At 71.0% G+C, this 12,407-nt stretch carries 10 protein-coding genes and 1 pseudogene; 10 read left to right on the top strand and 1 reads right to left on the bottom strand.

Annotated features, from left to right (window positions below):
* The first annotated feature begins 15 nt into the window (after nt 1–15).
* The 8 genes from ACZ4Z5_RS05610 (at nt 16) to ACZ4Z5_RS05575 (ending at nt 8,665) form a co-directional block, all read left to right on the top strand.
* Entirely contained in the window at nt 16–432 is a 417-nt protein-coding gene (locus tag ACZ4Z5_RS05610) for an STAS domain-containing protein (protein ID WP_468257681.1), read from the top strand.
* 415 nt (nt 433–847) lie between these two features.
* On the top strand, nt 848–1,213 hold the full coding sequence (locus ACZ4Z5_RS05605) for an ArsR/SmtB family transcription factor (RefSeq protein ID WP_468257045.1): 366 nt from the start codon (nt 848–850) through the stop codon (nt 1,211–1,213).
* A gap of 242 nt (nt 1,214–1,455) precedes the next feature.
* Entirely contained in the window at nt 1,456–1,938 is a 483-nt protein-coding gene (locus ACZ4Z5_RS05600; protein ID WP_468257042.1) for an NADH-quinone oxidoreductase subunit B family protein, read from the top strand.
* Nucleotides 1,935–3,965: a proton-conducting transporter transmembrane domain-containing protein gene (locus tag ACZ4Z5_RS05595; RefSeq protein WP_468257039.1), complete on the top strand. Its 2,031-nt coding sequence runs from the start codon at nt 1,935–1,937 to the stop codon at nt 3,963–3,965. Before ACZ4Z5_RS05600 ends, ACZ4Z5_RS05595 begins: the two co-directional genes overlap by 4 nt.
* A complete protein-coding gene (locus tag ACZ4Z5_RS05590) occupies nt 3,962–4,915 on the top strand; it encodes a respiratory chain complex I subunit 1 family protein (RefSeq protein ID WP_468257036.1) in 954 nt (317 codons plus the stop codon). Before ACZ4Z5_RS05595 ends, ACZ4Z5_RS05590 begins: the two co-directional genes overlap by 4 nt.
* A gap of 6 nt (nt 4,916–4,921) precedes the next feature.
* A complete protein-coding gene (locus ACZ4Z5_RS05585; protein WP_468257033.1) occupies nt 4,922–5,614 on the top strand; it encodes a hypothetical protein in 693 nt (230 codons plus the stop codon).
* Entirely contained in the window at nt 5,614–7,191 is a 1,578-nt protein-coding gene (locus ACZ4Z5_RS05580) for a proton-conducting transporter transmembrane domain-containing protein (protein ID WP_468257030.1), read from the top strand. Before ACZ4Z5_RS05585 ends, ACZ4Z5_RS05580 begins: the two co-directional genes overlap by 1 nt.
* 1 nt (nt 7,192) lies before the next feature.
* Nucleotides 7,193–8,665: a hydrogenase large subunit gene (locus ACZ4Z5_RS05575; protein ID WP_468257027.1), complete on the top strand. Its 1,473-nt coding sequence runs from the start codon at nt 7,193–7,195 to the stop codon at nt 8,663–8,665.
* A 198-nt stretch (nt 8,666–8,863) separates the two neighbouring features.
* Here ACZ4Z5_RS05575 and ACZ4Z5_RS05570 read toward each other — a convergent pair.
* Nucleotides 8,864–9,172: pseudogene (locus ACZ4Z5_RS05570) on the bottom strand (MBL fold metallo-hydrolase); the annotation flags it as partial.
* A gap of 651 nt (nt 9,173–9,823) precedes the next feature.
* On the opposite strand from ACZ4Z5_RS05570, the gene ACZ4Z5_RS05565 reads away from it, so the two are divergent.
* On the top strand, nt 9,824–11,062 hold the full coding sequence (locus ACZ4Z5_RS05565; RefSeq protein ID WP_468257024.1) for a hypothetical protein: 1,239 nt from the start codon (nt 9,824–9,826) through the stop codon (nt 11,060–11,062).
* Nucleotides 11,052–12,242 carry a hypothetical protein gene (locus ACZ4Z5_RS05560; RefSeq protein WP_468257022.1) on the top strand — a complete coding sequence of 397 codons (1,191 nt, stop codon included), beginning with the start codon at nt 11,052–11,054 and terminating at the stop codon, nt 12,240–12,242. The genes ACZ4Z5_RS05565 and ACZ4Z5_RS05560 overlap by 11 nt, the downstream gene beginning before the upstream one ends.
* Nucleotides 12,243–12,407 lie beyond the last annotated feature (165 nt).

The raw sequence follows: 12,407 nt of genomic DNA, 5'->3' as shown, positions 1-12,407 counted from the left end.
ACGAAGGCAACGACGATGACCATCGAATGGCGCTACACCACCCACTCCGGACTGGGCGTGCTGTCCCTGGCCGGGTATCTCGGTGCGGACGCGGTCGGACGCTTCGACGGTGCCGTGGGGTGGGTCCTGGCGCGGGGGACCGGACCGGTCATCCTCGACCTCACCAGCCTGCGCGGCTGGTCGGCCGGTGGCCAGCACGCCGTCGCGGAGGCCGCCCGCCGCCTGGCGAGCGAAGGCCGCGGCCTGGAACTCGCCGCCATCCCCGCCGACGGCTCCCTCGTCCCCACGGGCGACCACCCGGAGATCCCGGTCCACTGCGACCTGCCCACCGCGCTCACCGCTCACCGCAACCGCGGCGACGAGCAGCGCGAGTGGTGCAGCGACGAGTGGCCGGGCACGCGGACGGGCGGCCCACGACGCGAAACAGCGTGAGCGCGCCGCGGATCCGCCCCGTCACGGACGGCCGGGATTCCCCGTCCTGTCGGAATTCCCCGTCCTGGCGGGCCGGAGCCACCCGGCGTCGATGTCCATGCTCAACAGGCGTTCGTGTCCGCAGCGGGGGCACGAGCCCTCGGGGCCGACGGCGGCGGGCAGGCACTTGAGGCGGCACGAGGGGCACTTGAGCAATGCGCCGCCGCCACGCAGACGTGGGATTCTCACGGAACCTCCCTCTCAACACATTCAGGAATTGCTAATCTTAGCAATTCCAGAGACCGTCAGACCGTTGCGAAGGCACGAGGATGGTCCCCATGGTGAAGAGTTCCGGGTGGATGCGATGCACAGTGCGGGCACGGCGACGACCGTACGACGCTACAGCGGTCTTCCTCGCAGGGCGGGGGTGCGCCAGGTGAGCGCGCCGCTGTATCAGTTGAAGGCCGAGTTCTTCAAGACGCTGGGGCACCCCGTGCGGATCCGGGTCCTGGAGCTGCTGAGCGTACGCGAGTACGCAGTGGCGGAGATGCTGGCCGAGGTGGGCGTGGAGCCCGCGCACCTCTCGCAGCAGCTCGCGGTGCTGCGCCGGTCGAACCTGGTCGCCGCACGACGCGAAGGCTCAGGGGTGTACTACTCCCTGACCAATCCGCAGGTGGCCGAGCTCCTCACGGTGGCCCGCTCGATCCTCTCCGGCGTCCTGGCGGGGCAGGCCGAACTCCTTGCCGATCTGCGCGCCGCCACGCCGGAGGCGAAACCGCCCGCCGGAACGGCCAACCAATGACCGGCGGTCGCCCCTGCGCCGCACATGGACAGCACTCCGCGTGCCAGGGGCGGCCGTCATCCCTCGTGAAGAGGCCCGCGGACGGGGACCACGAGGGACGGCTGTGATCTCCGTCCGCTGGTCCGCCGGGACAAAATCTCAATAAAGCACGCAAAGCGCAAGAAAAGTGCCGTAACTCCGGCTGCGGAGAACTCCGTTAGCCGCCTCGGAAGAGTCCTCGCGACGACGCGGGAGGGGTGCGCATGGGCTTGTCGCGCAAGATCCGTACGACCGGGCGGGTGGCCGAGCCCGCGCCACCCGCGCCCGACGGCGGCGTGCTGCCGCAGGCCCGTCGGCTGGGCGGTTCGGCCCAGGTCCGGTGCGTGGACGCGGGATCGTGCAACGGGTGCGAGATCGAGATCGCCGCCGCCTTCAACCCGGTGTACGATGCCGAGCGCTACGGCGCCCGGCTGGTGGCCTCGCCCCGGCACGCGGACGTCGCCCTCGTCACCGGGCCGGTGACGCGCAACATGGCGGAGCCGCTGCGCCGCACCGTCCAGGCCATGCCCGAACCGCCGATCGTGCTGGCCGTCGGCGACTGCGCGATCGACTGCGGTGAGTTCGCCGGGGGTTACGGGATCGAAGGCGCGGTCGGCGACGTCGTGGCCGTCGATCTCGCCGTGCCCGGATGTCCGCCGGAGCCGGCGGCGATCGTCGCGGCTCTGCGGCGGGTGACCGGCCGGTGAGCATCATCACGGCCGGTCTCTGGGTGGCGGCCGGGCTCAGCGGCACGGGAGCGCTGACGGGCGCCGTGCTGCCCCTGCGTTCACGCCTGGTCGTGTCCGGACTGTGCACGGCCGGGGTCGGTGCCGCCGGCTGCGCGGCGGGGATCGCGGCTCTCGGCGGGGAGGCGTGGTCCACCCGGCTGCCGGGCCTGCTGCCCCTGGCGGGCACCGTCTGGTCGGTGGACGCCCTGTCGGGGCTCTTCATGGCGGTGGCGGGCTCGGTCGTGGCCGCGGTGGCGGTCTACGGCATCGGCTACGCCTCGGGGCACGGCGCCCGCGGCCTGGCCTCCCGAACCGCCCAGGCGGTCCTCCCGCTCTTCGCCCTGACCCTGTTGCTCGTCCCGGCCGCGGCCTCGGTGTCCACGTTCCTGCTGCTGTGGGAGCTGATGGCGTTGTCCTCGCTCCTTCTCGTCCTCGTGGAGCACCGGGAGCGGGCGGCGGTGCGGTCGGCGGGTGTCTGGTACGCGGTGATGACGCATCTCGGCCTGGTGCTGCTGCTCGCGGGATTCGCCCTGTTCGCCGCCCGGGCCGGGGGCGAGGACTTCGGGGAGCTCCGGCGGCACGCCGGCGAGATGGCGCCGGCCGCAAGGGGCACCGTGTTCGTCCTCACGGGTGCCGCGTTCGCGTCCAAGGCGGGTGCCGTGCCGCTGCACGCGTGGCTGCCCCGGGCCCACCCCGAGGCGCCCGGCCCGGTCTCGGCGCTGATGAGCGCGGCCATGGTCAACCTCGGGGTGTACGGGATCGTCCGCACCGGTTTCGACCTGCTGGGCGGCGGCCCGGCCTGGTGGTGGATCGGGCTGATGGCGGTGGGCGGGCTTTCCGCCGTGTACGGGATCCTGCAGGCAGCGATGGCCTCGGACCTGAAGCGGCTGCTCGCCTACTCCACGGCGGAGAACCTGGGACTCGTCCTCGTCGGCGCCGGTGCGGCGGGGCTCTTCGCCGCCTCCGGCGACCGCTCCCTGTCGGCGCTCGCACTGGCCGCGGCCCTGCTGCACGTGGTGAACCACTCCGCCTTCAAGGCCCTGTTGTTCGGCGTGGCCGGTTCGGTGGTCCGCGCCACGGGGGTACGGGACCTCGACCGGCTCGGCGGCCTGCGGGCCCGGATGCCGGTGACGGCGGCGCTTTTCGCCCTGGGCGCGCTGGGCGCGATGGCGCTGCCGCCGGGAAACGGGTTCGTCAGCGAATGGCTGCTGCTCCAGTCGCTCATCCACGGCCTGGAGCTGCCGGGCGTGGCCGTGGCGGTCGTACTGCCGTTGTCGGTCGGGCTCATCGCCCTCTCCGCGGGAATCGCCGCGACGGTGTTCGTGAAGGCGCTCGGCGTCGGCTTCCTCGCCCGGCCGCGTGACCCGCGTGCCGCCCGCGCGCACGAGTCGCCCCCGCTGATGCTCGCCGGAATGGGCCTCCTCGCAGTGGCCTGCGCGGGTCTCGCCCTCGTGCCGGGGCTCCTCGGCCCCGGCCTCGACCGGGCCGTGACCGCCGCCGGGGCGCCCGGAGCGGCGGCGGTGACCGGCGGCGGCCTGGGGGTACGGCTGGACGCCGTCTCGGCCTCGCTGTCGCCGCTGTGGGTGGTGGCCGCCCTCACCGGGGCACTGCTGCCGGCCACTGCCCTGCCACGGCTGTACGGTGCCCGGCGGCGCGGGAGCGCCCGGCTGTGGGACTGCGGCGGTGGTGCGCCCACCCCGCGCATGGCCTACACGGCGACCTCGTTCGCCGAACCGCTCCAGCGGGTCTTCGACGACGTCCTGGCCCCGGAGCAGGACGTGGACGTGACGCACACACGGGAGTCGGCCTACCTGGTCGAGCGGGTCCGCTTCCGCAACCGCGTGCCCGACCGCATCGAGCACCGCCTGTACGAGCCGGTGCTCGGCCTGCTCGCCCGGACGGGGCGGACGGCGCGACGCCTCGCGGGCGGCAGCGTCCACCTCTACCTCGGCTACGGCTTCGTCGGCCTGCTGACCCTGTTCGTGGTGCTGGTGGTGGGCTGGTGAGCGCGATCGGATACGCGGCGGTCACCGCCCAAGTGGGGGCGGTCGTCGCGGGCGCGCCGCTGCTCACCGGACTGATGCGGCAGGTACGGGCCCGGCTGGAGGGGCGTGCGGGCGCGGGTGTGCTCCAGCCGTGGCGGGACACACGCAAGTTGCTGCGCCGCGAGCCGATCACCCCGGTCGGCACGGGCCCGGCCTTCCGTACGGCGCCGGCGCTGCTGGTGGCGACGACCCTGGTGGTCGCCGCGCTGGTGCCCCTGCTCTCGACGGACAGCCCGGTCGCGGGGCGGGCCGACCTGATCCTGGTCGTGGCACTGCTCGCGCTCGGCACGGTCTCGCTGGCGCTGGCCGGCCTGGACACGGGCACGGCCTTCGGCGGCATGGGATCCTCGCGGGAGATGACGATCGCCGCGCTCGTCGAACCGACCCTGCTGATGGCCGTGTTGGCGCTGTCGATACCGGCCGGGACCACCAATCTGCCGGCCATCGTCGACGGCGCGGTACGGGAGCCGGACCGGCTCGCCTCCCCCGCCGGGCTGCTCGCCGCGGCCGCACTCGCGATCGCCGTGCTGGCCGAGACCGGGCGGCTGCCCGTGGACAACCCGTCCACGCACCTGGAGTTGACCATGGTGCACGAGGCGATGGTCCTGGAGTACGCGGGCCGCGACCTGGCCCTCGTGGAGCTGGGCGCGCAGATGCGGCTGACGGTCCTCCTGGGGCTGTTCGCCTCGCTGTTCGCGCCGTGGGGCGTCGCCACCTCCGCGTCGGTGGCCGCTCTGGTGGTGGCCTTGGTGGTGTTCGCGGTGAAGGTCGCGGTCCTGGGGGCGGCGCTGGCGGCGGCTGAGGTGTTCTGGGCGAAGTTGCGGCTGTTCCGCGTGCCCGAACTGCTCGCCGGTTCGTTCCTGCTGGCGCTGCTCGCGGTGGCCGCCTCGTACTTCCTGAGCGGGGAGTGAGCGGGCATGAGCGACAGCGCGTACACACAGCTCCTGAACCTCGCGTGCGGGGCGTTCCTGCTGGCCGCCGTGGTCGTCCTGTGGCACCGCGAACTCGCCGCGATCGTACGGGTCTTCGCGCTGCAGGGCGTCGCGCTGGCCGCTGTCGCGGTGCTGCTCGGCGTGCACGAGGGGCGGGTGGACCTGGTGGTCGTGGCCGTGGGCATCGGGGTGCTGCGCGCGGGAGTGCTGCCGTATCTGATGCGACGGGCCCTGTCCGCGCCGACGGTGGACCGCCGTCCGTACGACCGGGGGAACGCGGAGACCCGGGAGACCCGGCCCCTGGTGAACGTGGCCGCCTCGCTGCTCGCGGCAGCGGTCCTGACCCTGCTGGCCTACGCCGTGGCGCGGCCCCTCGTCGAGCTGGATCCGACCCCGGCGACCCGCGCCCTGCCGGTGGGGCTCACGGTGGTCCTGATCGGGTTCTTCGTCCTGGTCACCAGGCGCCGGGCGCTCTCCCAGGTGGTGGGCTTCCTGCTGCTGGACAACGGGATCACCGCGACCGCCTTCCTCGCCACGTCCGGAGTGCCGCTCATCGTCGAACTCGGCGTCTCCTTCGACGTGTTGCTCGCTGTCCTGGTTCTCCAGCTGCTCACCGCCCGGATGCGGGCCGCGTTCGGAACGACCGACCTCGACGATCTGCGGGAGCTGCACGACTGATGGACGCCACCTCGACCGCGCTTGCCCTGACCGCGCCCGTCGTCGTCCCGTGCGCCGTGGCCGGCGCCCATGCCCTCGCCCTCGCCCGCTCGCGACCCCAGGTCGCTCAGGTGGCGGCGGCGCGCCCCGTACCCGTACCCGTCCTTGCCGGAACGGCGCTGCCGGAGCCGGAGCGGCGCGCCCCGGAGAGGGGTCCCGCACCGGCAGCTGCCTGGTGGGGGCTGCTGTCCCCGCTCACGGTCCTGGTGTGCGGGGTGCTGCTCGCTGTCGCCCTGCCCCGCGGCGGGGCCTTGGCGGCCTTCAGCGGGTTGCTGCGGGCCGACGCGCTCACGGTGTGGATGCTGTTCGTGATCGGCGCGGTCGCGCTGATCGCCTGTGCCTCGCTTCCGTCGTACGGGTCCGGGGAGCGACTTTCCGCGCGCGGTACGGCTCTGCTCCACGCGCTCGTGCAGGCGTTCCTGGGAGCCATGTGCCTGGCCGTGGTGACCGCGAACCTCGGCGTGCTGTGGGTGGCGGTCGAGGCGACCACGATCGTGACCGCCTTCCTGGTGGGTCACCGGCGTACCCGCGCCTCCGTCGAGGCCGCCTGGAAGTACGTCGTGATCTGCTCCGCCGGGATCGCACTCGCCTTCCTCGGCACGGTGCTCGTGTACTACGCCGCCCGGCAGGCCGGCGTCGACGAGTCGCACGCCCTGGACTGGCCGACCCTCGTCGCCCACGCCGGCGCGCTCGACCCGTCCGTCACCCGGCTGGGCGTCTCCCTGGTGATCCTGGGCTTCGGCGCCAAAGCGGGCCTCGTACCGCTGCACGCCTGGCTGCCCGACGCCCACAGCCAGGCGCCCGCCCCGGTCTCCGCCCTGATGTCGGGCGTGCTGCTGTCCGTCGCCTTCTCCGCGGTCCTCCGCTACGACGTGATCGCCGACACCGCGCTGGGGGAGGGCTGGACGCGGCTGCTGCTCGCGGGGATCGCCCTGGTGACCCTGGCCCTGGCCACGGCCCTGCTGCTCGCCCAGCGGGACTACAAGCGGATGCTGGCGTATTCGAGCATGGAGCACATGGCCCTGATCGCGCTCGGCACGGCGATCGGCACGCCGCTCGCCCGCGCCGCGGTGCTGCTGCACATCGCCGGGCACGGGCTCGCGAAGGCGGTCGCGTTCTGCGCCTCGGGGCACGTGCTGCGCCTGACCGGGACCACGCTCGTCGGGCGGGTGCGCGGACTGCTCGCCCGACTGCCGTGGCCGGGCGGTGTCCTCGGTCTCGCCGTGCTCGCCCTGCTCGGTTTCCCGCCGTTCGCGCTGTTCGCGTCCGAACTGGGCATCGTGCGCGCCGGATTCGGCGCGGGGATGGGCTGGGTGACGGCGGTGGCCCTGCTGCTCGTGCTGGCCGCGTTCGCCGCGCTCGCTGCCCGTACCGCCCGTATGCTCCTCGGCCCGTCACCCGCGCCCGCCCCGGCGCCGTCCGGAGCGGGGGCCCTGTGGGCCCTTGCCCTCGGGCTCGTCGCCTGCGCCGCCCTCGGTGTCACGACCGGCCCGCTCACCGGTCTACTGCACGATGCCGCCGCGATCGGAGGTCACTGACATGCGTTCCGTGTACGAGGTCGGCGTCCGCGAACTGCCCCGGCAGGCGGCCGATCTGCTCGCCGCGGGCCACCGGCTCGCGCTCGTGGCCGCCCACCACGACGACGCCGGCGTCCGCGTCGTCTACCTCTTCGTGGCGGGTCCGCCGGACGTCCGCATCGAACTCCATGTCCACCTCGACCCGGACAAGCCCGCGATCCCCAGCCTCGCGGCGGAGTCCTTCCCCGCGGGCCGGTTCGAGCGCGAGATGCGCGATCTGCACGGCGTCGTACCGCTGAACCACCCCCTCCCCCGCCGCCTGGTCCGGCACTTCCACTGGCCCAAGGGCTGGTACCCGATGCGCCCGGACGCCGGGCCGCCACCGCCGTTCGCCGAGCAGGAAGGCCCGTATCCCTTCCTGGAGGTCGAGGGGGACGGCGTGTACGAGATCCCCGTCGGCCCCGTGCACGCCGGGCTGATCGAGCCCGGGCACTTCCGGTTCTCCGTCGTCGGCGAGACCATCCTCAAGCTCAAGGCCCGGCTGTGGTTCGTCCATCGCGGTGTCGAGAAGCTCTTCCAGGGCCGGACCGTCTCCGCCGGACTTCCGCTCGCCGAACGCATCAGCGGCGACACCGCCATCGGCCACGCCCTCGCCTACTCCCTCGCCGTCGAGGAGGCCACCGGCACCGAGGTCCCGGCCGCCGCCGCCCGCGCCCGAGCGCTCCTCCTCGAACTGGAGCGGTTGCACAACCACATCGCCGACCTCGGCATGCTCTGCAACGACGTCGGCCACGGCATCCTCAACGCCCACGCCCAGCGCGTACGCGAACAACTCCTGCGCCTGAACGCCGAGATCACCGGCCACCGGCTCCTGCGCGGCGGAGTCCTCCCCGGCGGCGCCGTCCTGCGCGCACTTCCCGATCCGGACCGGCTCGCCGCCCTCGGCCGCGACATCCGCGACATCGCCGGCCTCGCCCTCGACCACTCCACCGTCCGCGACCGTTTCACCGGCACCGCCGTCCTCACCGCGGAGGCCGCCCGGGACATCGGCTGCCTCGGCTACGTGGCCCGCGCCAGCGGCCTCCCCGGCACCGACGCCCGCGTCTCCCACCCCTTCGCCCCGTACGACGCGGAGCTCGCCGTCCCGATCCGCGACACCGGCGACGTCCTGGCCCGCTTCCTGGTCCGCGCCGAGGAGATCGACGTCTCCCTCGCCCTGATCGACCGTCTCGCGGAGAACCTGGCACCGGGCGAATCCCGCGCGCCGGTGGCGGGACGCGCGGGCTCGGGCGTCGGGATCGTCGAGGGCTGGCGCGGCACCATCACGACCCGCGTCGAAACCACCGCCGACGGCCGCCTCACCCGCGTCAAGCCCGTGGACCCGTCCTTCTACAACTGGCCCGCCCTGCCCATCGCCCTTGCGGACACGATCGTCCCGGACTTCCCCCTGACCAACAAGAGCTTCAATCTCTCCTACGCGGGCAACGATCTCTGACCGGCTGCTCCAAGGGCGTCACCCGCAGAACCGCGCACGGACTCACCAGTCCTCACAAAGCCACACCTGAACCCTGAGCGACAGCTGCACGCTTTTCGCGGGTCGCCCCATTCAAGGCTCGCGGCACGCAGTCGCGCCCTACGGGCGGGAGACGCTCCAGCATCCGCACGACCTCCGCAAGGTCGGCCCCTGGCGACGTCACCGCTCGCCCGCGAGGTCGAGATCGCCCCTGCGCGTCTCGACCGCAGCCTCGGCGCGCCGGGGTCGCCACCACGGCTCCTCGGGCAGCTTCCCCGCAGCCTCGAACGGCTCGCCGGGGCGGGGAAGCGCCACCGCCTGGCCTGCCTCCTCGGCCGCGTCCTTCGTCCACTCCCCCGGCTCTGCCCAAGGGTGCAGCGCGAGATTGAAGGTTCCCCAGTGGATCGGCAGCATGATGCCGAGCGGCTGCCCGCCCTGGAGATCGAGATGCGCCTGCATCCCCTCGGCGGGGGTCATGTGGATGTCGGGCAATATGACGCTCAATCACTTCTCATACAATCATGTTGCGTTGGCCTTCATGTCGCGCGCCGCCGAGTCGGCGCGCCACTCTTAATCACCCGCTCGCCGACCGCCACGGATGGCCATAGAGAGCCCCCAATGCAGCTTCGTCGCGGTCCACCCCCTCACGCACCACAGGGGACCTCCCGCAGCGGCGACATCCGCTCCGCCGGGCCCCGGGTCCGCCCTTCGCCCAAGTTCAAACATGCGGTCGTCGCGACCGACGACGTGCCTTCCTGGTCCTGCGTCAGGGGCGCTCCAGGGACGGCGAAAGCGTTCTGGACACGGTTGGCGAGCTGGCGACAGGGCCGCACTGACGCGGTGATCCCGACTGTCAGCCCCCGGTAGGCAGTTGCCCCTCGACATGCGGGCTCTGGCTTCGCCAGAGACCCCAACCGATGTGGCGGCACGTGACCCTGACCTTCACCACCGACGCCAAGGTCCCGATCGTCACGCAGACAGAGATCGGATCTTCCGAAAAAATGACTATCCGGGCAGGGTGAGGCGCACCATGGACTGCGGCTGAGGTCACCCGGCCGCCGGACCACAACGATGCTGTGGCGACTTGTCGCTGCCCTCCTGGAGACTCCGTTGCTACCAACTGCAGAACTTCTTGTCGGCATGTCACGACACCTGAGCACCTACGGGGCCAGCCAGCCCAAGGCCGATCTGGCCCAGCTTGAGTTCGCGGGCCGGATCTTTGAGCTCGCTCTCCGGCTACGGGGCAGCGGTGTCAGCTCACCCGAGCGTGTCGAGGCCCTTGGGGTCAGCGCCGGCATCAGCAAACGAGAGATCCGTAGGGAGTTCCTTCCCACGCTTGAGGTGCTGGGTCTTGTCGACCTCGAGCGCGACCATGAGGGTGCCATCAAGGTGGTGTCTGAGAAAATCCCGCCTGTCGACGATCTCTACCAACGTGCCGACAGCGTTCTCAGTAACGTCATGCCTGAACCGCTTGAGATGATGGCTCTCACGATTCTCCGTATGACCACCATCATGCCGATCACCATCTCGACGGCAAAGGAGGAGTGCGCGGCACTCGGACCTGAAGACCGTGCTGTCCGGGCAATTGAGAACCTTGAATCCCTGCACCTCTGCACTCGTCAGCGAAGCGCCGACGGGGACGAGGTGCTCTTCAACCCCAATGTCTGGGCAGTTGACAAAGATCATTCTCATGCCGCTTTGCAGGCCGAGGATGGGGCCGTACGAGCGGCACTGAGCGGCGTTCTGGAGGAGGTGGCTGCGACAGCTGGAATGCCCGAGGACGAGATCCAGTCCGGAGAACGGAAGTGGGTGGACTACGCTGTCTCCCAAGGACTTCTGCTGCGATCTCTCGTCACCACGCTCGGAGGCCAGGAGCGAGCATTCCTCTTCTCCCCGCACATGGGGCGATCCGTGTTCGACGCCCCGACGGGAGCCGACCCGTCAGGGCACGTGCGTCAGCTCATCGGCTCCATGGTGTTCGCTCGACGATTCGCCAGTAACCGGCTCTTCGCTCCAACTGCCTTCCTGCGAAAGCTGGTACGAAACGGCGAGGCAGGAGACGCATCCAACATCGGCACCGACTACTCCATGCTCGAAACTGCCGGAATCGTTCGCGTTGAGCCGGCATACAGGTTCAAGAAGTTCGTCCTCCTGCAGGCAGACGTCGCCGAGGAAGCCATCACCTACCTTGAGGACAGCGCAGACGGGAACACCACGTCGGGTGCCCTCCAAGGACAGCGCGGCTACCGCCACCCTGAAGCGGAACGAGCACGGCGCCTGGTCCAGTCACCCAAGGAAGCAGCCCCCAGCCCCAGCGCTTCGCAAGATATTCTCGCCGCACTGCGACAAGAAATGGGGCGGCGGCGCTATGACCGGTAGGGCTGGAAAGGAAAAGGGCGACGAACTGGAACGCCGGTTCGCCCGAGCGGAGTTCGCGGATGGCGCACTCGTCCGCGTACGTCACCCCGTCACGCAGAGCGTTGGGGGGCGGCCGCGGACGGTAACGGACGTCGACGTGCTGTCGATCGATTTCGACTCAAGACTCCGTCCCCACATCGGCATCAGCGAGTGCAAGTCCACCCGCGGACAGAGCGGGGAGCAGGACCGCCTCTTGTGGTTGCGGGGGCTGCAGGCCCTCGTCGGTGCGGACCGCTCGGCGCTCGTTCGTCAAACCGTCACTGAGGCCGGCCGCGGGGTAGCTCGCCACATCGGGGTTGACCTGTTTGCCAGCTCGGAGCTGGAGCGTCGTGAGCAGGTCCTAGAACACGTACCGCAGCACTTCGCCACCATCGGGGAGACCGCCTTCAAGGAGGAGAGCGCTGCTGCGGACCAGCAGCTCAAGAAGATCGGAGATCTCCCGTCAGGGCTCGTCTCCTTCCTCAGGCACGACGCGCTCCTGGCTGATCCTCACAGAGTCCTAGGAGCGCTGCTGACCCTGGATGAGGTGACACGCACCGGGACAATTCTTCCCAACCCTTTGGCCAAGCTGGTGGCGGGGCACGTTCTCCAAGCGCTGGTATCCGCAGCCCTACGCGCCGGCGGCCGGACCGACACCGTGGGCTCCGAGGGGACGCGACGAGAGATCGAGCAGGGGCTGAACACCGGAGACCCTCACGACCGCCAGATCCTGCGAGTGGCGGAGATGGCTGACGCCTTGCTCCGTGAGGAGCTCGTAACCATTCATCAGGCGTACCGGTCGGCAGGCGCACCCGCGATTGAGCGCCCTGTCCCCTCCGTCCGCGACGCGATGTCACAGACACCAGCGTGGCTGGTCAACTTCATGGACCTCGCCGAACGTCTGCGACGCCGAAGCCCAATCGCCCGCCAGCTGCCCCAGACCATCGACCTGGCGGTCTTCGACGCCCTACTCGGCGGCGACGCTTGGAAGGCACCGGCGTTCGATCACCTCTTCGCACGCGAGCACCGACAGGCCCTGGGAATCGCCATGGACTGCCTGTCGAAGGCAGTGCCAGAGTTGACGAAACACCTACTCCCCTTGAAGGACCTGCCCTTCGACCGAGCCGCAACAGCCTCCCTCAGCCAGTCGAAGCATCAGTGATCACGTACCTGGGTTGGGGCAGGCACCCGCCTGCCCCAACCCAGGCCGCACTCTCAATGAACTGCACCTGAGAGGCTGGCCGTGTCTGCACTCCGAGCCAAGGGCCCTGGTGCCCGGAAGTTGCCGCTGGCCGTCGCCACATGGGGCACAATGCCTCGGTGACAG

Source organism: Streptomyces sp. NPDC030222, from assembly GCF_055573115.1.
Note: the sequence above shows the minus strand (reverse complement) of the source record. Positions and strands in the feature narration are given on the sequence as shown.

What these genes read in the sequence shown, in the direction of transcription:
- ACZ4Z5_RS05610 (WP_468257681.1), top strand. Translation starts at nt 16, where the DNA reads ATGACCATCGAATGGCGCTACACCACCCACTCCGGACTGGGCGTGCTG.
- ACZ4Z5_RS05600 (WP_468257042.1), top strand. Translation starts at nt 1,456, where the DNA reads ATGGGCTTGTCGCGCAAGATCCGTACGACCGGGCGGGTGGCCGAGCCC.
- ACZ4Z5_RS05585 (WP_468257033.1), top strand. Translation starts at nt 4,922, where the DNA reads ATGAGCGACAGCGCGTACACACAGCTCCTGAACCTCGCGTGCGGGGCG.
- ACZ4Z5_RS05580 (WP_468257030.1), top strand. Translation starts at nt 5,614, where the DNA reads ATGGACGCCACCTCGACCGCGCTTGCCCTGACCGCGCCCGTCGTCGTC.
- ACZ4Z5_RS05575 (WP_468257027.1), top strand. Translation starts at nt 7,193, where the DNA reads ATGCGTTCCGTGTACGAGGTCGGCGTCCGCGAACTGCCCCGGCAGGCG.
- ACZ4Z5_RS05565 (WP_468257024.1), top strand. Translation starts at nt 9,824, where the DNA reads ATGTCACGACACCTGAGCACCTACGGGGCCAGCCAGCCCAAGGCCGAT.
- ACZ4Z5_RS05560 (WP_468257022.1), top strand. Translation starts at nt 11,052, where the DNA reads ATGACCGGTAGGGCTGGAAAGGAAAAGGGCGACGAACTGGAACGCCGG.